Below are 23342 nucleotides of genomic sequence, written 5' to 3'. Positions count from 1 at the left end.
CTCGTGGCGGAGCCACGTGGGCGGTTCGGCAACGCGGCGAGCGTGCGTGCCAGGCGTCGCCGAGCAGGCGGGAATTTGACGACAGGGCCTCTAGGCCGTCCTGGCCGTCGCCCACTCGTGTTGTGCCGCCACGTCGGCCTTGACCTCCGACAGCTGGACGGCGACCGCGCTCGGTGCCGTACCGCCCCTGCCGTTGCGGGACGCGAGCGCGCCCGGGACGTTCAGGACCGTCCGGACCTCAGGGGTCAGGTGGGCGGAGATCTTCGCGAACTGTTCGTCGGTCAGCTCGTCGAGTTCCTTGTCCTCGGCCTCGGCCGCCTTCACGCACTCGCCGGCGACCTCGTGGGCGACGCGGAACGGCACGCCCTGCTTGACCAGCCACTCGGCGATGTCGGTGGCGAGCGAGAAGCCGGCCGGGGCCAGTTCCTCCATGCGCTCGCGGTTGACCGTGAGGGTGGCGATCATGCCGGTGAAGGCGGGGAGCAGGACCTCCAGCTGGTCGCAGGAGTCGAAGACCGGCTCCTTGTCCTCCTGGAGGTCGCGGTTGTAGGCGAGGGGCAGGGCCTTCAACGTCGCCATCAGACCCGTCAGGTTGCCGATCAGGCGGCCGCTCTTGCCGCGCGCCAGCTCCGCGATGTCCGGGTTCTTCTTCTGCGGCATGATCGACGAGCCCGTGGAGAACGCGTCGTGCAGGGTCACGAAGGAGAACTCCTTCGTGTTCCAGATGATGATCTCCTCCGCGATCCGGGAGAGGTTCACCCCGATCATCGCGGTGATGAAGGCGAACTCCGCCACGAAGTCACGGGAGGCCGTGCCGTCGATGGAGTTGCCGACGCTGCCGTGCTCGAAGCCGAGGTCCCGGGCGACCGCCTCCGGGTCCAGGCCGAGGCTGCTGCCCGCGAGGGCGCCCGAGCCGTACGGCGACACCGCCGTGCGCTCGTCCCACTGGCGCAGCCGCTCGGCGTCCCGGGACAGGGACTGGACATGCGCCAGGACGTGGTGGGCGAAGAGCACCGGCTGGGCGTGCTGGAGGTGGGTGCGGCCGGGCATTGCGACGTCCGGGTGGGCCTCGGCGAGGCCGATCAGGGCGTCCTGGAGGTCGGCGATCAGGCCGCCGATGGTGCGGGCTTGGTCGCGCAGGTACATGCGGAAGAGGGTGGCGACCTGGTCGTTGCGGGAGCGGCCCGCGCGCAGCTTGCCGCCCAGGTCCGGGCCGAGGCGCTCCAGGAGGCCGCGCTCCAGGGCGGTGTGCACGTCCTCGTCCGCGATGGTGCCGACGAAGGCGCCGGAGGCCACGTCGGCCTCCAGCCGGTCCAGCCCGGCGATCATGCGCTGCAGCTCGTCCTCGGTGAGGAGACCGGCCTTGTGCAGCACGCGCGCGTGGGCACGCGAACCGGCGATGTCGTAGGGCGCGAGCCGCCAGTCGAAGTGGACGGACGCGGACAGCTTCGCCAGGGCCTCGGCGGGACCGTCGGCGAAACGGCCGCCCCAGAGCCGTACGTCACCGCTGTTGCTGCTCACTTGCGCTGCTCCTAGAGAGGTGGGTCGGTTACGCGAGGTGTGCGTCAGGCTATGCCTGCAGATCGCGCCGGGCGGCGATCTTCGACGACAGGCTGTAGATGTCGATGAAGCCCTTGGCGGCGGACTGGTCGAAGGTGTCGCCCGTGTCGTAGGTCGCCAGGTCGAAGTCGTACAGGGACTCGGCCGAGCGCCGTCCGGTGACGACCGCGCGGCCGCCGTGCAGGGTCATGCGGATGTCGCCGGTCACGTGCTCGTTGGCCTCGTTGACGAAGCCGTCCAGGGCGCGCTTGAGCGGGGAGAACCACTGGCCGTCGTAGACGAGTTCGCCCCAGCACTGCTCGACCTGCCGCTTGTAGCGGGCGAGTTCGCGCTCGACAGTGACGTTCTCCAGCTCCTGGTGGGCGGTGATCAGGGCGATCGCGCCGGGAGCCTCGTACACCTCGCGGGACTTGATGCCGACGAGGCGGTCCTCGACCATGTCGATCCGGCCGATGCCCTGGGCGCCGGCGCGCGCGTTGAGCTGCTGGATCGCCTGGAGGACGGTGACGGGCCTGCCGTCGACGGCGACCGGGACGCCCGCCTCGAAGCTGATGATCACCTCGTCGGCCTCGCGGGGCTCCGCCGGGTCGGCGGTGTACTCGTAGATGTCCTCGATCGGGGCGTTCCAGATGTCCTCGAGGAAGCCCGTCTCGACCGCGCGCCCGAAGACGTTCTGGTCGATGGAGTACGGCGACTTCTTGGTGGTGGCGATCGGGAGCTGCTTGGCCTCGCAGAAGGCGATGGCCTTGTCCCGGGTCATCGCGTAGTCGCGGACCGGGGCGATGCACTTCAGGTCGGGGGCAAGGGCGACGATGCCGGCCTCGAAGCGGACCTGGTCGTTGCCCTTGCCGGTGCAGCCGTGGGCGACGGTCGTGGCGCCGTGCTTCTTGGCGGCGGCGACCAGGTGCTTGACGATCGTCGGCCGGGACAGGGCGGAGACCAGCGGGTAGCGGTCCATGTAGAGGGCGTTGGCCTTGATCGCAGGGAGGCAGTACTCCTCGGCGAACTCGTCCTTGGCGTCGGCCACTTCGGCCTCGACCGCACCGCAGGCGAGGGCGCGCTTGCGGATGACGTCCAGGTCCTCGCCGCCCTGGCCCACGTCCACCGCGACGGCGATGACCTCGGCGCCCGTCTCCTCGGCGATCCAGCCGATGGCGACGGAGGTGTCCAGACCGCCCGAATAGGCGAGTACGACGCGCTCGGTCACGGGTTTCTCCTCACACTGCACTTGCTGTCATGCATGAGTATGCAGAGTGATGCATGATTCGTCAATCACGGGAGGCTTTGAACGGGGGAAATCGCTTTCCCGTACTCCTCTGCGAACGCAGGCGCCGCGTTGGTAACTCAGGACACTTCCCGACCGAGTGAGGCATTCCTATGTCCAGGGCTCTTCCGAAGTACAACAAGCGACGCGTGGCGCTCATCGGCAGTGCGGCCGCGGTGGTGCTCTCCGGTGCGGTGATCGCCACATCGGCGCTGGCCGGGACGCCGGCGAAGAGCGACGGCGCCGCGAACGCCCGCACCCTCGCCAGCCCTGGCACGATCACCTGCCCGGACGTCGCCTCCAAGCTCCCGGCCGTCCCCGCCTCCGCCAAGGCCGAGGTCGACCGCAACCTCGCCCTCCTCCAGACCCAGATCCAGGAAGCCGACAAGCGTCTGCAGACAACCGTCGGCCAAGGCGGACCCAACTTCGTCAACAACGCCATCCTCGGACCCCTCAAGGACAAGCGCGCCTCCACCATCGACCGCATCGCCATCGCCATCGGCCGCACCACCACCAAGCCCACCGGACTGGACTCACTGGCCACCTGCACCCTGAACGCGAGCGGGAGCGGGAGCGCGGCAACCGGTGCCGCCGCACCGAGCACGGCCGCGACCCGGCAGTCCGGCACCGGCGCGAGTACGACAGCCGGCGGCAGCACCAAAGCCGGCACGATCACCTGCCCGGACGTCGCCTCCAAGCTCCCGGCCGTCCCCGCCTCCGCCAAGGCCGAGGTCGACCGCAACCTCGCCCTCCTCCAGACCCAGATCCAGGAAGCCGACAAGCGTCTGCAGACAACCGTCGGCCAAGGCGGACCCAACTTCGTCAACAACGCCATCCTCGGACCCCTCAAGGACAAGCGCGCCTCCACCATCGACCGCATCGCCATCGCCATCGGCCGCACCACCACCAAGCCCACCGGGCTGGACTCACTGGCCACCTGCACGCTCACCAAGTGACGTGACAGGCGGCCGTGGCCGCCCCGACGAGCGCCGGCCGGGGCGGCCACGGCAATTCCTTAGACAGCCGAACGAGTTCCGTCGATAATCGCTGGACATGGGAAAGACCTACGAGCGCATCGACGGCAGGCTCCGTACGTTCATCGAGGAGCAACCCCTCTTCTTCACCGCGACCGCCCCGCTGGCCGGCGACGGCATGGTCAACCTCTCCCCCAAGGGCCTCAAGGGCTCCTTCGCCGTGCTCGACGAACTGACCGTGGCCTACCTGGACTTCGCGGGGTCCAACGCCGAGACCATCGCGCACCTCAGGGAGAACGGCCGGATCACCCTGATGTGGTGCGCCTTCCAGGGCCCGCCGAACATCGTGCGGGTGCACGGCCGGGGCGAGCCGGTCTTCCGGGACGACCCGCGCTTCAAGGAGCTCCTCTCCCACTTCCCCGGCATCGACCCGAACCCGCACGGACTGCGCGCGATCATCGTCGTCCGCGCGGAACTGGTCCGGGACACCTGCGGGTACGCCGTCCCCTACATGGCGTACGAGAGCGACCGCGACCTGCACGGAAAGCGTTTCGCGCGGGAGGACGACGCCTCGCTCAGCGCATACTTCGAGAAGAAGGAGCACGTCGCGACGAGCCTGGACGGACTACCCGGGCTGCCGTTGCCGCTTCCGCCGTCTACCGTCTGAGCCATGCGCCCCGGTGTCGTGCTCGCCCTCGTGTCCGCCTCCTCGCTCACCCTGCTCGGCCTCGCACCGGGTCCCGAATCCGTGCCGCTGCCCGCGCGGATGGCGGACACCGGAGGCGGCAGCCAGCTGATCACCGCCCAGGCGCCCGGCGCGGACTCGACGTCGGGGACGGTCACCTGGTGGGACCTGCGGGACGGGCAGTGGGTGCAGGCGGGCTCGGCACCGGCGCGGTTCGGGGCGAACGGGCTGATGGAGGGCGCCAAGCGGAAGCAAGGCACGAACACGACCCCGACCGGGCTCTACGGCCTTCCCTTCGGCTTCGGGATCAAGCCGGCGCCGAGCGGGACGAGCGTCGAGTACCGGGCGGTGAAGGAGAGTTCCTGGTGGTGCCAGGACAATGACTCGGCGTCGTACAACCGTTGGGTGGACCCGCTGCCCACCGACTGCCGCGCCTCCGAGTCCGAGCACCTGATCACGTACCGCACCCAGTACGCGTACGGACTCGTCATCGGCTTCAACTACGGCCGTCCCGTGCGGAAGCGGGGTGCCGGGATCTTTCTGCATGTCAACGGGCCCGCGGCGACCGCTGGTTGCGTGTCGGTGCCGGAAGAGGCCATGCGGCGGATCCTGCGGTGGGCGGACCCCGGGAAGCGGCCCCATGTCGCCATCGGGACGGCGAGCGGAGCCACCGCGGTCACCCGGTACTGACCGTGCCGTGCCCGGTTCCTCGCGCCCCTTGAGCCGGCAGGCGCACCCTGAATGTCGTGGAGCCCGGGGCGCTGTCCAGCGCCACACTCCCCCCGTGCGCCTCCACCACCGCCGCCACGATCGACAGGCCCAGGCCCGCTCCGCCGCCGGAGGCATCCGTGCGGCGGCGGTGGTCTGCTCTCGTGAAGCGTTCGAAGACGCCTGGCTGGACCTCCCCGGGGACACCGGGGCCGTTGTCGTGGACCGAGAGGACTGCCGAGTCCGGGTCGGTTTCCAGCGTCACCGTCACCTTGGTGCCGACGGGTGTGTGCAGACGTGCGTTGGCCAACAGGTTGGCCATCACCTGGTGGAGGCGGTGGGCGTCGCCCGGGATCGTCACCGGGTCCTCAGGGAGGTCCAGGGACCAGCGGTGGCCGGGGCCCGCGGCGCGGGCGTCGGTGACCGCGTCCAGGACCAGGTGGGTCAGGTCCACCGGGCGGCTCTCCAGCGGGCGGCCCGCGTCCAGGCGGGCCAGCAGGAGCAGGTCGTCCACCATCTCGCCCATGCGGGCCGACTCGGCCTTGATGCGCTGCAGGGCACGGGTGACCTCCGGCGGCACCGGGCCGGGGTGGAGGAGCGCCAGCTCGGCATGGCCGCGGACCGAGGCGACCGGGGTGCGCAGCTCGTGGCTGGCGTCGGCCGCGAAGCGACGCAGCCGTTCCTCGCTGGCATGCCGTTTGGTCAGGGCGTCCTCGACGTGCCGGAGCATGCGGTTGAACGCCGCCGCGACCCGGCCGACCTCGCTGCGCGGGTCGCTGTCCGGGGCGCGCGGCGGCAGCGCCACCTCACCACTGGCCAGGGGCAGCTCGCTGACCCGGGTGGCGGTCGCCGCGACCCGGCTCAGCGGGCGCAGCGACCAGCGGACCCACAGCGCCCCGGCGACCCCGGCGGCGATCAGGGCCAGGCCGAGGACGACCACGGCGACCAGTTCGAGGCGGGTGACGGCGGCCCGTACCGGCTCCGTCGGCAGGCCCGTCACCAGGACGTCGCCGTCCTTCCCCGGCCACGCGATCAGGCGGTAGTCGTGCAGGTGCGACAGGCACACGGTGTGGCCCCGGCCGTCCACCGGCAGCCCGGCCAGGGCCGCGCGGTCCGCGGCGGTCAGGGTGATGTCGGGGTTCTGCCGGTCGTTGGCGGGCACCACCGCCGCGTTGGTGACCCGGCCGTTCACCAGGCGGGCGCCGAACGTCTCGGCGGCCTGGCGTCGGGTGTCGCCGTGCTCGTCGCCGTCCCGGTCCGAGGGCTTCGAGGGCTGGTATGTGCCGTGCTCCAGGCTCTGCGGGAAGGCCGCTCCGGCCTGCTGGATCTGCTGGTCGAGCCGACGGGTGAGAAAGCCGTTCAGCTCGACGACGGCGGCCACGCCGACCGCGGCGCAGCCGATCGCGAGCAGCACGACCAGGCCGGCGGTCAGCCGGGCGCGCAGGGTGCGGGGCCGGGGCAGCCGGGCCAGGGCACCGCGCAGGCCGAGGCGGCTCACCTGGCCGCCGGTTTCAGGACATAGCCCGCCCCGCGCACGGTGTGGATCATGGGCTCGCGGCCCGCGTCGACCTTCTTGCGCAGGTAGGAGATGTACAGCTCCACGACATGGGCGCGGCCGCCGAAGTCGTAGGACCACACCCGGTCGAGGATCTGCGCCTTGCTGAGCACCCGGCGCGGGTTGCGCATGAGGAAGCGGAGGAGCTCGAACTCGGTGGGTGAGAGCTCGATCAGCTCGCCGCCCCGGGTGACCTCGCGGGCCTCCTCGTCCATCACCAGGTCGCCGACCGTCAGCCGTGGTCCCTCCTCCTGCTGGCGGGCCATGCCGGCACGGCGCAGCAGGCCGCGCAGCCGGGCCACGACCTCCTCCAGGCTGAAGGGCTTGGTGACATAGTCGTCGCCGCCCGCGGTGATGCCGGCGATCCGGTCCTCGACCGCGTCCCGGGCCGTGAGGAACAGCACACAGACGTCCGGCTTCACCTCGTGCAGCCGGCGCAGCACGGTGAAGCCGTCGGTGTCCGGGAGCATCACATCCAGGACGACGGCGTCGGGCAGCAGCTCGCGCGCCCCGGCGACAGCGGAGGCGCCGTCACCGGCCGCGCGCACCTCCCAGCCCTCGTAGCGCAGGGCGCCGGTGAGCACCTCCGCGAGGTCGGGGTCGTCGTCGACGACGAGGACGCGCAGCGGGGTGCCGTCGGGTCGGGTGAGGGCCGGGCGGCCGGAACGGGTGGTGTTCATCGCGCCTTCCAGCATCACCCATGGGGAGGAGTGCGAGGCACCGCCACCGCTCTGAGTTTTCTCTGAGAACCCTGAGGTCCGCTGAACGCGGTCTGAGAACCGGCTCTGAGTCTGCTCTCAAAAGCCCTGTTCAGCGCCTCGCTCAGAGGACCCTCAGAACTTTCCGCCGCACAGTGGCCCGGTACGACGGACGAAGGGACGGCGATTGATGACCACCGTGGATGCACGGCGGGCGGCCCCGCCCGTGCCCCTGACCGCACGGCGCTCCCCCGCGGGGCCCGTGCTGGCCGTGCTGTGGGCCGGGGCGGCGGCAGTGGTCGCGCTCTGGTGGGCGGACACCGGGTCCGTGGTCGGTACGGCCGGCTGGCTGACCGGCGCGGGCCGGATCGCCGGGCTGCTGTGCGGGTACGCCTGCGCGGTGCTCGTCGGCCTGATGGCGCGGGTGCCGCTGCTGGAGAGGCGGATCGGCTCGGACCGGGTGGCGCGCTGGCACGCGATGGCCGGCCGGTACACGGTCTGTCTGCTCGTGGCGCACATCGTGCTGATCCTCTCCGGGTACGCCGCCCAGGACAGGGCCTCGCTCTGGCACGAGGCGGTGACCGTCGTCCTGGACTACCCGGACATGCTCAAGGCCACCGCCGGCACGGTGATCCTCTTCGCGGTCGGCATCACCTCGGCCCGGGCCGTGCGCCGCCGCACCAGCCACGAGTTCTGGTACTACATCCACCTGCTGACGTACGCGGCCGTCTTCCTGGCCTTTTTCCACCAGCTGACGCTGGGGAACGAGTTCAACGGCAAGCCGGTGGCGACCGCCGTCTGGTACGCGCTGTACCTGGGCGTCGCCGCCCTGGTGCTGTGGTTCCGCATCCTCGCCCCGGTCCGCCTCAACCGGCGCCACCAGCTGCGTGTGGACTCGGTTCACCTGGAGGCGCCGGGTGTGTACTCGGTCGTCGTACGCGGTCGGCACCTGGACGAACTGGGGGCGCGGCCCGGGCAGTTCTTCCGCTGGCGGTTCCTCGGCGAGGGCCTGCGCTGGACCTCGACGCCGTACTCCCTGTCGGCGCCGCCGCGCCCGGATCTGCTGCGCGTCACGGTCAAGGCGCTCGGCGACCACAGCGCGGCCGTCGCGACGCTGCGGCCCGGCACCCGGGTGTGGGCGGAGGGCCCGTACGGCTCGCTGACCGCCGACCGGGCCACCAGCCACCACTCCCTGCTGATCGCGGCCGGCGTCGGCGTCACCCCGCTGCGGGCGCTGTTCGAGACGCTGCCCGGCGAGGTCACCCTGCTGTACCGGGCGCGCCGCGCCGAGGACCTGGCGCTCGGCGCGGAGCTGGAGGCGATCGCCCGGTGGCGCGGCGCCCAGGTGCGGTACGCGCTGAACGGTCCGCAGGGCGAGCGCCCGGCCATCACGGCGGAGTCGCTGCGCGCGACCTTCCCGGGCCTCGCCGGCCACGACGTCTACATCTGCGGGCCGCACGGCTTCGCGCAGGACGTGTACGAGGCGCTGCGGGCCGCCGGGGTCCCGGACCGCCGTATCCACCACGAGTCCTTCGAGCTGTGAGAGCTGAGAGGCCGATCACGTGCATGCCCTGAAGAAGAACCGCCCGCTCCGCCGGATCGTGCTGGCCAGTGCCGCGACCGTCTCCGGGATGGTGCTGCTGCTGTCGCTGAAGCCGCACACGAGTCCCGTGCTGACCACCGCCGACACCAAGTCGCCCACGGCGTCGAGCAGTTCGGCCCCGTCGAGCGGATCGGGCGGATCGTCGGGCGGATCGAGCGGCTCCTCCAGCGGCTCCACCTCGGGTAAGAAGGTCAGCAAGACCGCCACCGGGGACACCGTCCAGACCCGCTGGGGTCCGGTCCAGGTGCGGGTCACGATCAAGAGCGGGAAGCTGACGGACGTGACGGCCGTGCAGTACCCGCAGGACAACCCGCGCGACCAGGAGATCAACAGCTACGCCCTGCCCCAGCTGCGGCGTGAGGCGCTGGCCGCGCAGAGCGCGGACATCGACATGGTGTCGGGCGCCACGTACACCAGCACCGGCTACAAGCAGTCCCTGCAGTCCGCGCTGGACTCGGCGGGACTGTGACGCGGGGCCGCTGAACACTCGGCGCATGCGGCACGTATCTGTGGGCCAAGGGTCAAGTCCCCACGGAGGAACCGTGACCACCACGCTCGCAGGCGGACGTGCCGCCCGCCGCCAGACGATGCGCCGCATCCGCCCGCGCCGCTCCCCGGCCGTACCGCTGCTGCTCGCCGTCTGGGCGGGCGCGGCGGGCGTGCTGTGGCTCTGGTGGCACAACACCCCGTCCATCGCCGACGACAACGGCAAGATCCTCAACGCGGGCCGGATCACGGGCCTGTTGGCCGGCTATCTGATGGCGCTGGTCGTGCTGCAGATGGCGCGCGTGCCGGCGCTGGAGCGGCGCGTCGGCTCGGACCGGGTGGCCCGCTGGCACGCGATGAGCGGCCGCTACACGCTCTGCCTGATCGTGGCGCACGTCTTCCTCACCATGTGGGGGTACGCGCTGCAGGCGGGCAAGTCGCTGGGCGACATCGTCCAGCAGACCATCGACTCCATCAACCAGCTGCCCGACCTGGGCAAGGCGGCCATCGGCACCGGCCTGTTCGTGCTGATCGGGCTGACCTCGATCGGCGGGATCCGCCGCCGCTTGCCGTACGACACCTGGTACCACGTGCACCTGATGACGTACGCGGCGGTGTTCCTGACCTTCTGGCACCAGATCACCACCGGAAACGACTTCGCGGTCGAGCCCATGGCGAAGACCTTCTGGTACGGCCTGTACGGCGTGGTCACCGCGCTCGTGCTCTGGTACCGGATCCTCACCCCGATCCGGCTGAACCTCCGGCACCGGATGCGTGTGGAGGCGGTCATCGAGGAGACGCCGGGCGTCGTGTCGGTGCTGATCGGCGGGCGGAGGCTGCACCGGATGGGCGCGGAGGCGGGCCAGTTCTTCCGCTGGCGCTTCCTCGCTCCGGGCATGCGGTTCAGCTCGCACCCGTACTCGCTGTCGGCGGCGCCCCGCCCGGACATGCTGCGGATCACGGTGAAGGCGATCGGCGACCACAGCGAGCGGCTGCGCGAGCTGACGCCCGGCACCCGGGTGTGGGCCGAGGGCCCGTACGGCGCGCTCACCGCGCAGCGCCGCAGCCAGGGCAAGGTGCTGCTGGTCGCGGGCGGCGTCGGCATCACCCCGATGCGGGCGCTGTTCGAGACGCTGCCCGGGGCGGCCGGTGACATCACCCTGCTCTACCGGGCCAACAGCACCCAGGACTTGGCGCTGTGGGACGAGCTGGCGAAGATCGCCGACGAGCGGGGCGCCCGGCTGATGTACGCGGTGAACAGCCCCGACGGGGAGCGGCCGGACATCTCCGCGGAGAACCTCCAGCGGAAGATCCCGGACATCGACCGGCACGACGTGTTCATGTGCGGCCCGGCCGGGTTCGCGCAGTCGGTGTACGAGGCACTGCGCGGCGCGGGGGTCCCCGCCCGCCGCATCCATCACGAGTCCTTCGAGATGTGAGCGGGAGCTACGGACAGATGAGGAAGAGCCACCCCATTCGACGGGTCGTGCTGGCCACCGCCGCGACCGTCTCCGGTGTCGTGCTGCTGCTGTCGCTGAAGCCGGCGTCCGACCCGGCCGCGGCGTCGGCGGCGGGCGCCGCCCCCCAGCAGACGGCGGCGGGGCAGGCGTCTGTGCAGGGCGGTCAGCAGGGCAGCGCCCAGGCTGCCACCGGCACGGTGACCGGTGACGCGACGCAGACGCAGTACGGAACCGTGCAGGTACGGCTGGCCGTCGCGGGCGGCAAGATCACCAAGGCCGAGGCGGTGCAGGCGCCCAAGGGCGGACTCAGCGATCAGAAGACGGCGCTGGCCGTCCCCAAGCTCAACCAGGAGGCCGTCGCGGCGCAGAGCGCGCAGATCGACGCGGTGTCCGGGGCGACGTACACGAGCAACGGCTACAAGAAGTCGCTGCAGTCGGCGCTGGACAAGATGAAGTCGGCCGCCTCCTCCGGTTCCGGGGCCTCGGGCTCCTCCGGTTCCGGGGCCTCCGGTTCCTCCGGTTCCGGGGCCTCCGGTTCCTCCGGTTCCGGGGCCTCCGGTTCCTCCGGTGCGGCGCAGGCCCGCACGGTCACCGGGAAGGTCGCGCAGACGCAGTACGGCCCGGTCCAGGTGCGGATCACGGTCAGCGGTGGCAAGATCACCAAGGCCGAGGCCGTCCAGGCACCCAAGGGCGGACTCAGCGACCAGAAGACCGCGTTGGCGGTCCCCAAGCTGAACCAGGAGGCCGTCACGGCCGGCAACGCGAACATCGACGCCGTCTCCGGCGCCACCTACACCAGCACCGGCTACAAGCAGTCGCTCCAGTCGGCGCTGGACCAGGCCGGTGGCTGACACGGTGGCCGAGTCGGCCGAAGCTCCCGCCGCGGTGCGTCATGCGGAGGAGGTCATGGGGACCGTCTTCTCCCTCGACGTCCGCGGCGGGGAACCCGGTGCGGTGCGCGAGGCGCTGGCCGAAGCCGTCGCCGGTCTGCACCGGGCGGACGCGGTGTTCAGCACCTACCGCGAGGACAGCGAGATCTCACGGCTGGCCCGGGGTGAGCTGACCGTGGCGGAGTGCGCGCCGGAGGTGGCCGAGGTGCTGGACCTCGCGGCCGAGGCGGAACGGGTGAGCGAGGGCTGGTTCAGCACGCGCTACCAGGGCTCGCTGGATCCGACGGGCATCGTCAAGGGCTGGGCCGCCGAGCGGGCCGCGCGGCTGCTCGCGCAGGTGGCCGGGGTGCGCGGCGTGAGCGTCAACGGCGGCGGGGACGTCCAGCTCCTCGGCTCGCCGGAGCCGCAGCGGCCCTGGCGGGTGGGGGTGGCGGATCCGCTTCGGCCGGGTGGTCTGGCGGCGGTGATCTCGGCGGCGGGCGTGGCCGAACTGTCGGTGGCGACCTCGGGCACCGCCGAGCGGGGCGCGCACATCGTGGATCCGCGCACCGGAAAGTCCGCGGTGTCGGACCTGGTGGCCGTGACCGTGGTCGGTCCCCGTCTGACCTGGGTCGACTGCTGGGCCACGGCGGCCTTCGCGATGGGCTCCCGGGCGGGGCTGGCGTGGCTGGAGTCGCTGCCGGACGTGGAGGGGCTGCTGATCACCGCCGGCGACGAGGTGCGGTGCACCGGGGGGCTGGCTGCGCGGCTGGGCTGACCGGCTTCCTCCCTCACGGCACGACGACGGGAGCATGCGGCGCCGCCGAGGACCACCGTCACAGCCACCACGGAGACGAGGTCGGGGTCATCAGCGTCACGCGGTACGAGGTCGCGTGCGGTGACGTCCCCTTCGACCGTGGGGAGACCGTGGACGAGCCCGACGACACACGGCGACGGCGCGAGCGACCAGTGTCCGCGGACCGAGGAGGCGGCCCCGCCGACCGCGGACCGGAAGCGGCTGCCGACCGCGCTCGCCGCCGCCGTCGACGCCCTACCGGAGCCGGCCCGGCTCGGCGGCTCACGGTCGACGAGCCGGCCTCGGCCCTGGAGGGGACCCTGCCGCGGCGCCCCTGAGACTCGCGCACCGCCGATGACCTGCCCCAGTTCACACCAGCGGTTGCACCATGTGCCCCATCTCCAGGTGGGCCGTGGCGAGGACGGTGCCGCCGAGGGTCGTCAGCCGGGCGCCGGAGAGGGTCGAGAGGTCGCCGGGCGCGGCCACGCCCCACTCGCCGTGTCCGGCGATCAGGGGGAAGTCGCCGACCCTTACGGTGGTGCCGTCGGAGTGTTCCAGCAGACAGGTGACCTTGCCGGTGTACGAGCCGCGGGAGCCGGCGGATTCGACGGACACGAAGATCCAGCCGGGGGTCTCGGGATGGACGTAGACCTCGCCGACCTTGCCGCCGCTGGTGGCCGAGGTCATGTCGCCGACCAGCATGGGCTCGGACTCGGTGGCGGGCGCGGTCGAGGCGACGACCTCCTCGATGGCGGTGCCGATCCCCCAGCCGGCGAAGCCGATGGCGACGGTGAGCGCGGTGGCGACGGCCGCGAGCCGCAGCCGGGCCCGCCGGGCACGCCCGCGCAGGTCCCGGGACGCACGGCCGGCGGCGCCCGCGGAGGCCTCGGGCGCCGAGGCCTGCTCGGCCAGCCTGCGTGCCACCCGGGTCTCGAACCCGGCCGGCGGCTCGCTGTCCGGCAGCAGGCCGATCAGCCGGTCGCCGACCAGGGTGAGCTGGCGGACGTACTCCCGGCAGTCCGCGCACTGGTCCAGATGGGCGACCGCCTCGGCGCGCTCCCGGCCGGGCAGCACGCCCAGCGCCAGCTCCGCGCCGATCTGCCGGAGCTTGTCGCAGTTCGCGTCACGGGACATGGTCGCCTCGCTTCAAGGGCGCGAGCGTGGTGCGCAGCTTCGCCATGGCGGCCCTGATGCGTGTCTTGGCGGTGCCCAGCGGGATGCGCTCCGCGTCGGCGATCTGCTGGGCCGTCATTCCGTAGATGCCGGCCATCACCAGGGCCCTCGCCTGTTCCCGGGGCAGCCGCCCCACGGCGGCCCGCAGTTGGGAGGAGGCCTCGTCGGCCAGCGCCCACTGCTCGGGGGTCTCGGTGACGACGCCGATGACGGAGTCGAGGTCCTCGGGTGCCATCGGCTCGGTCCGCCGGGCCCGGACGGCGTCGACGGCGAGGTTGTGCGCGATGGTCGTCAGCCAGGTGGTGACCGAGCCGCGGCGCGAGTCGTAGATCTGGGCGTGCCGCCACGCGCGCTCGAACGTCAACTGGGCGACGTCCTCGGCGAGTTGCGCATCCCCGGTGACGGCCATGGCGACCCCGAAGACCCGGTGCTGGAACCTGCGTACGAAGATCACCGCGAGTTCCGGATCAGCGGAGGCCAGCCCGGCCAGCAGGGCTTCGTCCGGGAGGCGGCCCACGGGGAACCGGAAACCCGACACACCCCCGTATACGGCCGACGGCCGCCAGTGGATTGCCCGCCCGCCGCGGAAGATCACACTCTCATTCTCCGCCGACGGGCTGGGCCCCGCATGCGGGCTCAGTGACCGTTCTGGGCCAGCCGCAGCAGGTGGTCCGCCAGGGCCTGGCCGCCGCTCGGGTCCCGGCTGATCAGCAGCAGCGTGTCGTCACCGGCGATCGTGCCGAGGATGTCGTGCAACTCCGCCTGGTCGATGGCCGAGGCGAGGAACTGGGCGGCCCCCGGCGGGGTACGCAGGACGACCAGGTTGGCGGAGGCCTCCGCGGAGATCAGCAGCTCCTGGGAGAGCCGCCGCATCCGCTCCTCCTTCGCCGACTCCCCCAAGGGCGCGCGGGGGGTACGGAATCCGCCCTCGCTCGGCACCGCGTAGATCAGCTCGCCGTCGGTGTTGCGGATCTTCACCGCGTTCAGCTCGTCGAGGTCCCGGGAGAGCGTCGCCTGGGTGACGCTCAGCCCGTCGTCGGCGAGCAGCTTCGCCAGCTGGCTCTGCGACCGCACCGGCTGCCGGTTGAGGATGTCCACGATCCGGCGGTGCCGCGCGGTCCGGGTCTGCGGCACGGCCGGTCCGGCACCCGCCGCCTGCTCGTGGTCCTGCGCCTGGCTCATCGTCGTCCTATTCTCCGGATCGTCCGTCCCCATCCACTGGGTTCGCTGCGTCGAGGACACCGGGCAGCGCCTGGAGGAAGGCACCCACCTCGGCGTCCGTGATGTTCAGCGGCGGCATGAGCCGTACGACGTCGGCGGCGGGCGCGTTCACCAGGAACCCGGCCTCCTGGGCCGCCTGCTGCACCTGTGGCGCGTGCGGCCCGGTGAGCACGATACCCAGGAGCAGGCCGGCGCCCCGCACATAATCGATCAACGGGTGGCCGAGACCCTCGATTCCCTCGCGCAGCTTCTCGCCCTGCCGCTTGACGTTCTCCAGCAGCCCGTCGTCGGCGATGGTGTCGAGTACGGCCAGTCCGGCGGCGCAGGCGACCGGGTTGCCGCCGAAGGTCGTACCGTGATGGCCCGGCCGGAGCAGTTCGGCGGCCCGGCCGAAGGCCACGGTGGCACCGAGCGGCAGCCCGCCGCCGAGCTGCTTGGCGAGGGTGACGACATCGGGCAGGACGCCCTCGTGGGCCTGGTACTCGAACCAGGTCCCGGTACGGCCGATTCCGGTCTGCACCTCGTCCAGCACCAGCAGGGCGCCGGTGGCGGCGGTGATCGCGCGGGCCGCCTTCAGATAGCCGGCCGGGGGCACGACGACACCGTTCTCGCCCTGGACCGGCTCGATGATGACGAGCGCCGTCTCCTCCGTGACCGCGGCGGCGAGCGCCTGGGCGTCGCCGTAGGGCACGTGGGTGACCTCGCCGGGCAGCGGAAGGAAGGGATCCTGCTTGGCCGGCTGGCCGGTGAGCGCGAGGGCGCCCATCGTCCGGCCGTGGAAACCGCCGGTGGCGGCGACCATGTGGGTGCGCCCGGTGAGCCGGCCGATCTTGAAGGCGGCCTCGTTGGCCTCGGCGCCGGAGTTGCAGAAGAAGACGCGGCCCTCCCGGCCGAAGAGCTGGAGCAGCCGTTCGGCGAGGGCGACGGTGGGCTCGGCCAGGAAGAAGTTGGAGATGTGCCCGAGCTGTCCGATCTGCCGGCTGACGGCCTCGACGATCGCCGGGTGGGCGTGGCCCAGGGCGTTGGTGGCGATGCCGCCGACGAAGTCGTGGTACTCCCGGCCCTCGGCGTCCCACACCTTGACGCCCTCGCCGCGTACGAGGGGCAGGCGGGGGGTGCCGTAGTTGTTCATGAGCGCGCCCTGCCAGCGCTGGGTCAGCTCCTGGTTGCTCATGACTCCCCCTGTTCGTCGGGCACGACCATCGTGCCGATGCCTTCGTCGGTGAAGATCTCCAGCAGGATCGAGTGCTGGACCCGGCCGTCGATGACGCGGGCGGTGTGCACCCCGTTGCGCACGGCGTGCAGACAGCCCTCCATCTTCGGCACCATGCCGGAGCTCAGCTCCGGCAGCAGCTTCTCCAGTTGGGAAGCGGTGAGGCGGCTGATCACCTCGTCGGAGTTCGGCCAGTCCTCGTAGAGGCCCTCGACGTCGGTGAGGACCATGAGGGTCTCGGCGCCCAGTGCCGCAGCGAGTGCCGCAGCCGCCGTATCAGCATTGACGTTGTAGACATGTCCGTCGTCCTGACTGCGGGCGATGGAGGAGACGACCGGGATACGGCCGTCGGCGAGCAGCGCCTCGATGGCGCCCGTGTCGATCGCGGTGATCTCGCCGACCCGCCCGATGTCGACGAGTTCGCCGTCGATCTCGGGCTGGTGCCGGGTGGCGGTGATGGTGTGCGCGTCCTCGCCGGTCAGGCCGACGGCGAGCGGCCCGTGCTGGTTGAGCAGACCGACCAGCTCTCGCTGCACCTGTCCCGCCAGCACCATCCGTACGACGTCCATGGCGTCCTCGGTGGTGACGCGCAGGCCCGCCTTGAACTCGCTGACGATGCCGTGCCGGTCGAGGGCGGCGCTGATCTGCGGGCCGCCGCCGTGCACGACCACCGGCTTGAGGCCGGCGTGCCGCAGGAAGACGACGTCCTGGGCGAAGGCGGCCTTCAGCTCCTCGTTCACCATGGCGTTGCCGCCGAACTTGATGACGACGATCTTGCCGTGGTGCCGGGTCAGCCAGGGCAGCGCCTCGATGAGGATCTGGGCCTTGGGCAGGGCCGTGTGCTTGCGAGTGCTCATGAGGAGTAGGCGCTGTTCTCGTGGACGTAGTCGGCGGTGAGGTCGTTGGTCCAGATGGTCGCGGTCTCGGTGCCCGCGGCCAGGTCGGCGACGATGTGCACCTCGCGGTAGCGCATGTCGACCTTCTCGCGGTCCTCGCCGACGGAGCCGTTCTTGCAGACCCACACGCCGTTGATGGCCACGTCGAGCTGGTCCGGCTCGAAGGCTGCCGAGGTGGTGCCGATCGCGGAGAGCACCCGGCCCCAGTTGGGGTCCTCGCCGTGGATCGCGCACTTGAGGAGGTTGTTGCGGGCGATGGAGCGGCCCACCTCGACGGCGTCCTCCTCGCTCGCCGCGTTGATCACCTCGACCTTGATGTCCTTGCTGGCGCCCTCGGCGTCCCGGATGAGCTGCTGCCCGAGGTCGTCGCACACCTGCCGTACGGCGTCGGCGAACCCGGCGTACTCCGGGGTGATGCCGGAGGCGCCGGAGGCGAGCAGCAGCACGGTGTCGTTGGTGGACATGCAGCCGTCGGAGTCGACCCGGTCGAAGGTGACCTTCGTGGCGGCGCGCAGGGCCCGGTCCAGGGTCTCGCTGTCGAGGTCGGCGTCGGTGGCGAGGACGACCAGCATGGTGGCGAGGCCGGGGGCGAGCATGCCGGCGCCCTTGGCCATGCCGCCGACGGTCCAGCCGTCCCTGGTGACGACGGAGGTCTTGTGGACGGTGTCGGTGGTCTTGATGGCGATGGCGGCCTTCTCGCCGCCGTGCTCGGACAGCTGGGCGGCGGCCGTCTCGACACCCGGGAGCAGCTTGTCCATGGGCAGCAGGACGCCGATGAGTCCGGTGGAGCACACGGCGACCTCGATGGCGCCCCGGCCGAGCACCTCGGCCACCTTCTCGGCGGTCGCGTGGGTGTCCTGGAAGCCCTTGGGGCCGGTGCAGGCGTTGGCGCCGCCCGAGTTGAGGACGACGGCTGAGACCTGGCCGCTCTTGAGGACCTGTTCCGACCACAGCACCGGCGCGGCCTTCACACGGTTGGAGGTGAAGACGCCCGCGGCGGCACGGCGCGGCCCGTTGTTGACCACGAGGGCCAGGTCGGGGTTGCCGTTCTCCTTGATCCCGGCGGCGATGCCCGCCGCCGTGAATCCCTTGGCTGCCGTGACACTCACTGCATCTCCCTGTTCGCTTCTCCGCCCGCGCAGCGCGCCGGTGCGGGCTTCGTCGTCGTCTGCGGCCCGGTGGCTGCACGTGCGTCGCTCACGGAGCGACTCCCGTCGTGGAAAGCCCCGTGGTCTCCGCGAGACCCAGGGCGATGTTCATGCTCTGGACGGCACCGCCCGCGGTGCCCTTGGTCAGGTTGTCGATGGCGCTGATCGCGATGATGCGGCCCACGGCCTCGTCGTATGCGACCTGCACCTGAACGGCGTTGGAACCGTAGACGGACGCCGTCGCGGGCCACTGGCCCTCGGGCAGCAGATGGACGAAGGGCTCGTCGGCGTAGGCCTTCTCATAGGCAGCGCGGACGGAGTCCGCCGTCACGCCCGCGACCGCGGACGCGCTGCACGTGGCGAGGATCCCGCGCGGCATCGGGGCGAGCGTCGGTGTGAAGGAGACCGAGACCCGCTCCCCCGCCGCCCCGCTGAGGTTCTGGATCATCTCGGGGGTGTGCCGGTGGCCGCCGCCGACGCCGTACGGCGACATGGAGCCCATGACCTCGCTGCCGAGCAGATGCGGCTTGGGCGCCTTGCCCGCGCCGGAGGTGCCGGACGCGGCGACGATCACCGCCTCCGGCTCGGCGAGCTGGGCGGCGTAGGCCGGGAACAGGGCGAGGGTGACGGCGGTGGGGTAGCAACCGGGCACCGCGATGCGCTTGGACCCCTCCAGCGCGGCGCGGGCGCCCGGAAGTTCAGGGAGGCCGTAGGGCCAGGTGCCGGCGTGTGCGGAGCCGTAGAACCTCTCCCAGTCGGCCGGGTCCTTCAGCCGGAAGTCGGCGCCCATGTCGACCACGAGGACATCGGGCCCGAGCTGCTCGGCGACGGCGGCGGACTGCCCGTGCGGCAGCGCGAGGAAGACGACGTCGTGCCCGGCGAGCGCCTCGGCCGTGGTCTCGGTGAGCACGCGGTCGGCCAGGGGCAGCAGATGCGGCTGCAGCGTGCCGAGCCGCTGGCCGGCGTTGGAGTTCCCGGTCAGGGCACCGATCTCGACCTCGGGGTGCGCGAGGAGCAGGCGCAGGACCTCACCGCCCGCGTATCCGCTCGCCCCGGCAACCGCCGCACGTACCGCCATGTCCATCCTCCTCGTGATGGCATGACTATACGTTTCGCCGCAGGTTTATGCAACGACTATGCGGGCGGCTGGGCGATCCGCTTCGACAGCATCACCCGGCGGGACACCACGAAGGTCACCGGGATCGCCGCAGCCGAGGCGAGCAGCGGGGCGACGCGGCTTCCGGCGTGCAGGATGCGGCGGCGGCACGCCTCCATGCCCGTCTTTCGGTGATTTCCGGTGGATGTTTTCAAGGTGAACCGGCCTTGCGGGCGGCGTAGGCGCGGGCAGCCCGGACCCGGTTGCCGCACTTGGTGGTGCACCAGCGGCGGGCGCCGTGCGAGCGCAGGAACCAGCGGGCACAGCCCTGGGCGGCGCACTCGGTGAGCTGTCCGGCGTCGGCGCCGGTGAGCAGGTCGGCAGCGTCCTCCGCGAGCAGGGAGAGCGCGGCGGCGGCCGGGTTTCCGGTGTCGGGGAGGTCGGCGCGGTGGGGGCCGTCGGCGGTCCAGGCGAGCCGAGGGGTGGCGGGCGCCGCGGCGAGCGCGGTGTTGAGGGTGTCGAGGGCGTCGGCGGGCGGGAGTGCCGCGGCGGCACGGGCCTCGAAGAGAGCGCGCAACCCCTCGCGCAGGGTGCGCAGCCGGCCGGACTGCCTGCCGTTGATCACCACCCGGTCGGGCAGCAGCTCGTGCCGGACGAGCCAGAGATGTGCCGCCTCGGTGTCGTCGAGCAGGTCGACCTGGCCGTGACTGACGGTGAAACGCGTGTTGACCAGCGCCAGCGAGACATACCGGTCCTCGCCCGGGACCGGGAGCTGGTGCAGGTAGACGGGCGACTCGTGATCCACGGCTCTCATGGTAATCCTTGCGGTTCTCCGTGAGGAGGACTTAGCGTGACTCATGGAGAATCGCAATCGAAACCGTGAGAGGTGAGCCGCCGTGGCCTTCGACGTGGACGTGCTGCGCAAGGACTTCCCGATCCTGCAGCGGACCCTGGACGGCGGCGCCCCGCTCGTCTACCTGGACTCCGGCGCCACCACCCAGAAACCGCTCCAGGTCCTCGACGCCGAGCGGGACTTCTACCTGCACCGCAACGCGGCCGTGCACCGCGGCGCGCACCAGCTGGCGGGCGAGGCGACGGAGGCGTACGAGCAGGCCCGGCAGACGGTGGCCCGGTTCATCGGCGCCGCCGCCGACGAGGTGGTCTTCACCCGCAACACCACCGAGGGCATCAACCTCGTCGCCTACGCGCTGGGCAACGCCGGCCGGCTCGGCCCGGGCGACCGGATCGTGGTGACGGAGATGGAGCACCACGCGAATCTGGTCCCCTGGCAGCAGCTCGCCGAGCGGACCGGGGCGAGCCTCGACTGGTTCGGGCTCACCGACGACGGCCGGCTCGATCTGTCCCGGGCCGGGGAGCTGCTGGACGAGCGCACCAAGGTGCTCGCCGTCAGCCACCAGTCCAATGTGCTCGGCACCCTCAACCCGGTGCGCGAACTCGCCGACCGCGCGCACGCGTTCGGCACCCTGGTGGTCGTGGACGGCGCCCAGTCCGTGCCGCACCGCCCGGTCGACGTGACGGAGCTGGGCGCGGACTTCCTCGCCTTCTCCGGGCACAAGATGCTCGGCCCGAACGGCGTCGGCGTGCTGTGGGGCCGCGCGGACCTGCTCGCTGGACTGCCGCCGTTCCTGACCGGCGGCTCGATGATCGAGATCGTGGAGATGGACCGCACCACCTTCCTGCCGCCGCCGCAGCGCTTCGAGGCGGGCGTGCCGATGACCTCGCAGGCGGTGGGGCTCGCGGCGGCCGTGGAGTATCTGGAGCGGCTCGGCATGGCAGAGGTGGCGGCGTACGAGGACACGCTCACCGCCCGCGCCCTGGATCTGCTGACCGAGGTGCCCGGCGTCCGGATCGTCGGCCCCACCGAGCTCACGGACCGGGGCTCGGCGGTCTCCTTCACGGTCGACGGCATCCACCCGCACGACGTGGGCCAGGTGCTGGACGAGCGGGGCGTGGCCGTCCGCGTCGGCCATCACTGCGCCCGGCCGATCGTCAAGCGGTACGGCATCCCGGCGACGACCCGGGCGAGCTTCTACGTCTACAACACACCGGCCGAGGTGGACGCGCTGGTGGAGGGTGTCCGCGCGGCTCAGAGGTACTTCGGTGGATGATCGCAGACCGGGCTTGGCATGTACGGGTACTCGGCCTGAACGGCGGCGCGGCACTGCGTGAAGCGGGCGAAGAACGCGTTGGGCAGGTTCTCCTCGTCGCCGACCTCGATGTGGGTGAGGTGGAAGGGCTCGGATTGTCGGTTCGAAATATCAGGCACTGGTCAATACTTCGAACGCAGGGGAAGAGGAGGGGTGTGAGCACGTCAATGCGCGGGCAAGGTCGCCCGTAAGCTCGCCTCATGGATGTGCAGCCCCGGTACTGGCCGGTCCCCGATGTGCTGGCCCATCTGGCCGGCCGGTGGCGGGTCCAGCGCGGCGTGCGAGATCTCGTGAGCGGGGCGGAAGGGCACTTCTCAGGGGCGACCGTCTTCACCGCGCTGGAGGCCGGAGGCCTGCTCCACGAGGAGTCCGGCACCTTCACCTGGCAGGGCGTGGCCCGCCCCGCCACCCGCACGCTGCGGTTTCTGCCGGGCCCCACGCCGGGTACGGCGGACGTGCGGTTCGCGGACGGGCGGCCCTTCCACGCGCTGGACCTGACCTCGGGGCGGTATGTCGCCGAACACCCGTGCGCGGCCGACCTCTACCGGGGCGAGTTCACCGTCCGGGACGCCGACCGCTGGCGCTCGGTGTGGCGGGTCGGCGGCCCGGCGAAGGATCTGGTGCTGACCACGGACTATGTGCGCGAGGGCTGAGCCGAGACGGCGTCGAGCCGCAGGTTCCAGCGGCCCGCGCGGCCGGTGACGGTGGTCGTGGACAGCGGGCGCACGTCGATGTTCCAGTAGGTCGAGGGCGGTGCCTTCAGGGCGTAGACCAGGGCGGCGCGGATCACGGCGGGCTCGGCGACGGCGACGATCCGGCCGCCGTCCTCGGCCGGCCGGGTGTCCAGCCAGCCGCCGACCCGGGAGATGAAGCCCAGCAGGGACTCGCCGCCGTGCGGGGTGGCGCGCGGGTCGGCGAGCCAGGCGTCCACGGCGTCCGGCTCGCGGGCCATCGCCTCGCCCAGGGTCAGTCCACGCCAGCGGCCCATGTCGCAGTCGCGCAGCGCCAGCTGGGCCAGCGGGGCGTACCCGAGCGCGTTGCCGGTGGCCCGGCTGCGCGGGGTCGGCGAGCAGTACCGCAGGTCGGCGGCCGCCAGTGGCAGCAGATCACCGGCGGCGCGCTGCACCTCGTCCCAGCCGGCCTGGTCCAGCGGCCGGTCGTCGTCGAAGCGCTCCGCGAGCAGCGGGGTGCTGCGTGCGGCGGCGACGAACGTGACCCTCAGTGGCATGCGGTGATGGTGTGCCTCCAGTGAGCAGAGGTCAAGGGGTGACCTCTGTAAGTTACGGTCTGCGTGCGCCCGGTCACTGGGACGCTGCCGCTCACTCCGACTCGAAGGGGTGGACCATCCATTTGTCGGGGCGGTCCAGCGGGCGGAAGCCCAGCTTCTCGTACACCCCGTGCGCGTCGTGTGTGGTGAGCAGGATGCGGCGCAGTCCGTACGGCTTCAGGTGGTCGCGGATACGGCCGACGAAGGCCGTGCCGACGCCCTTGCCGCGCACCGAGGGGTGCACGTACACATCGGCGAGCCAGGCGAACAGCGCCTGGTCGGTGACGACGCGCGCGTACGCCACCTGCTCGCCCGAGGCCCGCTCGTACACCCCGAAGTTCAGTGAGGCCGCCATCGCCCGCTCGTGCTTCTCGCGGGGCCGGCCCATCGCCCAGTAGGCGTCGGTCGACAGCCAGCCGTGGACCCGGTCGACGTCGACGCGGGCGGGGTCGGCGGAGAACTCGTAGTCGTCGGGGAGTTGCGGTGTGCCGTCCATGATGTG

Annotated in this window: 26 protein-coding genes; 10 read left to right on the top strand and 16 right to left on the bottom strand. The window is 71.7% G+C overall.

Features of this window, described 5'->3' with window-relative positions:
- Positions 1–90 precede the first annotated feature (90 nt).
- Both argH and ACWCQS_RS42280 read right to left on the bottom strand, forming a co-directional pair.
- Positions 91–1521, bottom strand: a complete 1431-nt coding sequence (argH, locus tag ACWCQS_RS42285) for an argininosuccinate lyase (RefSeq protein ID WP_451009445.1) — start codon at positions 1519–1521, stop codon at positions 91–93.
- A gap of 49 nt (positions 1522–1570) precedes the next feature.
- A complete protein-coding gene (locus ACWCQS_RS42280) occupies positions 1571–2767 on the bottom strand; it encodes an argininosuccinate synthase (RefSeq protein WP_451009444.1) in 1197 nt (398 codons plus the stop codon).
- A gap of 170 nt (positions 2768–2937) precedes the next feature.
- Between ACWCQS_RS42280 and ACWCQS_RS42275 the strand changes: the two genes are divergently transcribed.
- From ACWCQS_RS42275 to ACWCQS_RS42265, 3 genes are all read left to right on the top strand, one after another.
- Positions 2938–3780, top strand: a complete 843-nt coding sequence (locus ACWCQS_RS42275) for a hypothetical protein (RefSeq protein ID WP_451009443.1) — start codon at positions 2938–2940, stop codon at positions 3778–3780.
- 97 nt (positions 3781–3877) lie between these two features.
- Positions 3878–4465 (top strand): pyridoxamine 5'-phosphate oxidase family protein, encoded by a 588-nt coding sequence (locus tag ACWCQS_RS42270; RefSeq protein WP_451009442.1) that lies wholly within the window; start codon positions 3878–3880, stop codon positions 4463–4465.
- Positions 4466–4468: 3 nt separating this feature from the next.
- Positions 4469–5173 (top strand): L,D-transpeptidase family protein, encoded by a 705-nt coding sequence (locus ACWCQS_RS42265; RefSeq protein WP_451009441.1) that lies wholly within the window; start codon positions 4469–4471, stop codon positions 5171–5173.
- Here the strand turns inward: ACWCQS_RS42265 and ACWCQS_RS42260 are convergent.
- Both ACWCQS_RS42260 and ACWCQS_RS42255 read right to left on the bottom strand, forming a co-directional pair.
- Positions 5160–6689 carry a sensor histidine kinase gene (locus tag ACWCQS_RS42260; protein ID WP_451009440.1) on the bottom strand — a complete coding sequence of 510 codons (1530 nt, stop codon included), beginning with the start codon at positions 6687–6689 and terminating at the stop codon, positions 5160–5162. The two genes, ACWCQS_RS42265 and ACWCQS_RS42260, sit on opposite strands and share 14 nt — an antisense overlap.
- Positions 6686–7426, bottom strand: coding sequence for a response regulator transcription factor (locus ACWCQS_RS42255; protein ID WP_451009439.1), 741 nt, complete (start codon positions 7424–7426; stop codon positions 6686–6688). Before ACWCQS_RS42255 ends, ACWCQS_RS42260 begins: the two co-directional genes overlap by 4 nt.
- 208 nt (positions 7427–7634) lie before the next feature.
- Between ACWCQS_RS42255 and ACWCQS_RS42250 the strand changes: the two genes are divergently transcribed.
- The 5 genes from ACWCQS_RS42250 to ACWCQS_RS42230 all read left to right on the top strand — a co-directional run bounded on the left by ACWCQS_RS42250 (position 7635) and on the right by ACWCQS_RS42230 (position 12640).
- Positions 7635–8987, top strand: coding sequence for a ferredoxin reductase family protein (locus ACWCQS_RS42250; protein ID WP_451009438.1), 1353 nt, complete (start codon positions 7635–7637; stop codon positions 8985–8987).
- A gap of 19 nt (positions 8988–9006) precedes the next feature.
- Positions 9007–9516 carry an FMN-binding protein gene (locus ACWCQS_RS42245; RefSeq protein ID WP_451009437.1) on the top strand — a complete coding sequence of 170 codons (510 nt, stop codon included), beginning with the start codon at positions 9007–9009 and terminating at the stop codon, positions 9514–9516.
- A gap of 73 nt (positions 9517–9589) precedes the next feature.
- Positions 9590–10972, top strand: a complete 1383-nt coding sequence (locus ACWCQS_RS42240) for a ferredoxin reductase family protein (RefSeq protein ID WP_451009436.1) — start codon at positions 9590–9592, stop codon at positions 10970–10972.
- 17 nt (positions 10973–10989) lie between these two features.
- Entirely contained in the window at positions 10990–11844 is an 855-nt protein-coding gene (locus ACWCQS_RS42235) for an FMN-binding protein (protein WP_451009435.1), read from the top strand.
- Positions 11837–12640 carry an FAD:protein FMN transferase gene (locus tag ACWCQS_RS42230; protein ID WP_451009434.1) on the top strand — a complete coding sequence of 268 codons (804 nt, stop codon included), beginning with the start codon at positions 11837–11839 and terminating at the stop codon, positions 12638–12640. Before ACWCQS_RS42235 ends, ACWCQS_RS42230 begins: the two co-directional genes overlap by 8 nt.
- Positions 12641–13027: 387 nt before the next feature.
- On the opposite strand, the gene ACWCQS_RS42225 is transcribed toward ACWCQS_RS42230, so the two are convergent.
- The 9 genes from ACWCQS_RS42225 to ACWCQS_RS42185 all read right to left on the bottom strand — a co-directional run bounded on the left by ACWCQS_RS42225 (position 13028) and on the right by ACWCQS_RS42185 (position 20219).
- Positions 13028–13792, bottom strand: a complete 765-nt coding sequence (locus tag ACWCQS_RS42225) for a hypothetical protein (RefSeq protein WP_451009433.1) — start codon at positions 13790–13792, stop codon at positions 13028–13030.
- Positions 13782–14369, bottom strand: a complete 588-nt coding sequence (locus ACWCQS_RS42220; RefSeq protein WP_450982476.1) for an RNA polymerase sigma factor — start codon at positions 14367–14369, stop codon at positions 13782–13784. Before ACWCQS_RS42220 ends, ACWCQS_RS42225 begins: the two co-directional genes overlap by 11 nt.
- 98 nt (positions 14370–14467) lie before the next feature.
- Positions 14468–15013 (bottom strand): arginine repressor, encoded by a 546-nt coding sequence (locus ACWCQS_RS42215; protein WP_055704023.1) that lies wholly within the window; start codon positions 15011–15013, stop codon positions 14468–14470.
- 7 nt (positions 15014–15020) lie between these two features.
- On the bottom strand, positions 15021–16226 hold the full coding sequence (locus tag ACWCQS_RS42210; protein WP_451009432.1) for an acetylornithine transaminase: 1206 nt from the start codon (positions 16224–16226) through the stop codon (positions 15021–15023).
- Positions 16223–17122 (bottom strand): acetylglutamate kinase, encoded by a 900-nt coding sequence (argB, locus tag ACWCQS_RS42205; protein ID WP_451009431.1) that lies wholly within the window; start codon positions 17120–17122, stop codon positions 16223–16225. Before argB ends, ACWCQS_RS42210 begins: the two co-directional genes overlap by 4 nt.
- Positions 17119–18270 (bottom strand): bifunctional glutamate N-acetyltransferase/amino-acid acetyltransferase ArgJ, encoded by a 1152-nt coding sequence (gene argJ, locus ACWCQS_RS42200; RefSeq protein WP_451009430.1) that lies wholly within the window; start codon positions 18268–18270, stop codon positions 17119–17121. The genes argB and argJ overlap by 4 nt, the downstream gene beginning before the upstream one ends.
- Positions 18271–18358: 88 nt before the next feature.
- The gene (gene argC / locus ACWCQS_RS42195; protein WP_451009429.1) at positions 18359–19387 is read right to left on the bottom strand and encodes an N-acetyl-gamma-glutamyl-phosphate reductase; all 1029 of its coding nucleotides are present in this window, start codon (positions 19385–19387) and stop codon (positions 18359–18361) included.
- A gap of 56 nt (positions 19388–19443) precedes the next feature.
- Positions 19444–19584 (bottom strand): hypothetical protein, encoded by a 141-nt coding sequence (locus ACWCQS_RS42190; protein WP_451009448.1) that lies wholly within the window; start codon positions 19582–19584, stop codon positions 19444–19446.
- Between the two features lie 32 nt (positions 19585–19616).
- Positions 19617–20219: an ABATE domain-containing protein gene (locus tag ACWCQS_RS42185; RefSeq protein WP_451009428.1), complete on the bottom strand. Its 603-nt coding sequence runs from the start codon at positions 20217–20219 to the stop codon at positions 19617–19619.
- Positions 20220–20301: 82 nt separating this feature from the next.
- Between ACWCQS_RS42185 and ACWCQS_RS42180 the strand changes: the two genes are divergently transcribed.
- A complete protein-coding gene (locus ACWCQS_RS42180) occupies positions 20302–21534 on the top strand; it encodes a cysteine desulfurase (protein WP_451009427.1) in 1233 nt (410 codons plus the stop codon).
- Here ACWCQS_RS42180 and ACWCQS_RS42175 read toward each other — a convergent pair.
- Positions 21513–21692 (bottom strand): hypothetical protein, encoded by a 180-nt coding sequence (locus tag ACWCQS_RS42175; RefSeq protein ID WP_451009447.1) that lies wholly within the window; start codon positions 21690–21692, stop codon positions 21513–21515. The genes ACWCQS_RS42180 and ACWCQS_RS42175 overlap by 22 nt on opposite strands.
- Before the next feature lie 81 nt (positions 21693–21773).
- Here ACWCQS_RS42175 and ACWCQS_RS42170 point away from each other — a divergent pair, with 81 nt between their 5' ends.
- The gene (locus ACWCQS_RS42170; protein ID WP_451009426.1) at positions 21774–22226 is read left to right on the top strand and encodes a DUF6314 family protein; all 453 of its coding nucleotides are present in this window, start codon (positions 21774–21776) and stop codon (positions 22224–22226) included.
- Here the strand turns inward: ACWCQS_RS42170 and ACWCQS_RS42165 are convergent.
- Complete coding sequence (locus ACWCQS_RS42165) at positions 22208–22801, bottom strand: histidine phosphatase family protein (protein WP_451009425.1); 594 nt, start codon at positions 22799–22801, stop codon at positions 22208–22210. The genes ACWCQS_RS42170 and ACWCQS_RS42165 overlap by 19 nt on opposite strands.
- A 91-nt stretch (positions 22802–22892) precedes the next feature.
- Positions 22893–23336 (bottom strand): GNAT family N-acetyltransferase, encoded by a 444-nt coding sequence (locus ACWCQS_RS42160; RefSeq protein ID WP_451009424.1) that lies wholly within the window; start codon positions 23334–23336, stop codon positions 22893–22895.
- Positions 23337–23342 lie beyond the last annotated feature (6 nt).

This window comes from Streptomyces sp. NPDC002076 (assembly GCF_053593835.1).
The sequence above is the reverse complement of the archived record's forward strand: the minus strand, read 5'-3'. Positions and strand labels throughout refer to the sequence as shown.